The organism is Pantoea sp. CTOTU49201, assembly GCF_032054795.1.
Classification (GTDB): domain Bacteria; phylum Pseudomonadota; class Gammaproteobacteria; order Enterobacterales; family Enterobacteriaceae; genus Pantoea; species Pantoea symbiotica.
Window position 1 is genome coordinate 1 of sequence record NZ_DAMBSA010000632.1, and the last position, 1,524, is coordinate 1,524.

The window sequence follows — 1,524 nt, forward strand, 5'->3', positions numbered from 1 at the left end:
CAAGCGCTATGGCTTTATCTACGTAAATAAAAACGATGATGGTAGCGGAGATTTTGCCCGCTCGAAGAAGAAGAGTTTTGACTGGTATCGCCGGGTCATCGCCAGCAACGGCGAAGAACTCTAACCAAAATAGGTGCGACAAGGATGTCGCACCTAGAAGATCTTTAAGGCTTCTCTTTCTCGTCTTCAGCCGGAATCAGCGGTTCATCAATGGCGATGGATGAATTAGATTTCAGCAGTTGAATATCCAGAATCACGTAGGTCATGGTGGTGATGAATAACGAAATCACGCTACCAATCACGCCGCTGGTGGTGAAGGTGAAATAGTTATACATCACCACCCAAGTCACACAAATAAACAGCGCCAGCGCAACGCTAATTGCCGACTGCGAATAATCGGTGGTGCGTGATCCCATTTCATTAATTTGCCGACTGAAATTCGCGCCGCTGTATTTCTCCAGCACAAAAATTCCCTGTTCCCAATTACGCAAACGACGTGCGCCGCTGCGGGTGAGAAATACGTAGAGCAGCGAGACAAATAAACCGGAGAAGGCGATCAGTACCGGCACCGCTTCCAGCGCGTAAGCGAGACTTTTATGGCTGGATGCCTGCGGCGTGAGATCCAATGTTAATGACGCACCCAGCGCGGCATATAAAAACACAAAAAGCAGCAGAAACAGCGCGTTGCGCCGCCAGTCGAGATCGGCTTCGTGATTTTTTTGCTGACGTGCACTGTGCAGCGCCTGCTGCAATAACGTGGCATTGGTGGATGCGGTGTCAATACTCTCAATCTCTTCACCTAATAAGCGGTGAATAAACGGCTGATCGGCCGGTTCAATGGTGATGCGCATAGATTTCTCGGTGACGTGACGATCAAAGGCGTCAGTGTAACGTAAATCGCCTGGCTCGCGCAGAATCTGCGAGTAAGCGCGCAATTTTCCATCTATGTTTCGGCTCGTAATGCACATCATTTGTACAATTAATGGGCGGTTATTACTGACCGCGTAAATCACGACGGAGTAACGAGCTATGTCGTATGTTGATGGTTTTGTCGTAGCGGTGCCGGAAGCCAATAAGGAGGATTATCGTGCCATGGCGGCCAAAGCCGCGCCGCTGTTTAAAGAGTTTGGCGCCACGCGTATCGTCGAGTGCTGGGCAGACGATGTGCCTGAAGGCACGCAGACCGATTTCTATCGCGCGGTAAAAGCCGAAGAGGGCGAAACGGTGGTATTCAGCTGGATCGAATATCCCTCGCGAGAAGCGCGTGACGCCGCCAATGGCAAAATGATGTCCGATCCGCGCATGAAAGAGATGGGCGAGAATATGCCGTTCGATGGCAAACGCATGATCTATGGCGGATTCGCGATTTTGCTGGATGAGTAGCTGAGAGCTAATGCGTTATGATGGTCGCCATGAATGGCGACCCTACGACTTGGCGCTCTATCACCGTCCGATATCATTTATGATTTTCAAAATCTGAACTGACCTCTAAGCGATTGGCGCTCGCGGATTATTCGGGTAACG

Annotated in this window: 3 protein-coding genes; 2 read left to right on the top strand and 1 reads right to left on the bottom strand. The window is 50.4% G+C overall.

What is annotated here, in order from left to right; all coding sequences use genetic code 11:
- A partial coding sequence (locus RTY00_RS24635) for a family 1 glycosylhydrolase (protein ID WP_312666732.1) occupies positions 1–124 on the top strand: 124 nt, incomplete at its 5' end.
- Between the two features lie 40 nt (positions 125–164).
- On the opposite strand, the gene RTY00_RS24640 is transcribed toward RTY00_RS24635, so the two are convergent.
- Positions 165–851 (bottom strand): hypothetical protein, encoded by a 687-nt coding sequence (locus RTY00_RS24640; protein WP_312666733.1) that lies wholly within the window; start codon positions 849–851, stop codon positions 165–167.
- A gap of 178 nt (positions 852–1,029) precedes the next feature.
- Between RTY00_RS24640 and RTY00_RS24645 the strand changes: the two genes are divergently transcribed.
- Positions 1,030–1,383, top strand: coding sequence for a DUF1428 domain-containing protein (locus RTY00_RS24645; protein ID WP_312666731.1), 354 nt, complete (start codon positions 1,030–1,032; stop codon positions 1,381–1,383).
- Positions 1,384–1,524 lie beyond the last annotated feature (141 nt).

Excerpts from the sequence above, each read along its gene's own strand:
- RTY00_RS24640 (WP_312666733.1), bottom strand. The coding sequence starts at position 851 with ATGCGCATCACCATTGAACCGGCCGATCAGCCGTTTATTCACCGCTTA.
- RTY00_RS24645 (WP_312666731.1), top strand. The coding sequence starts at position 1,030 with ATGTCGTATGTTGATGGTTTTGTCGTAGCGGTGCCGGAAGCCAATAAG.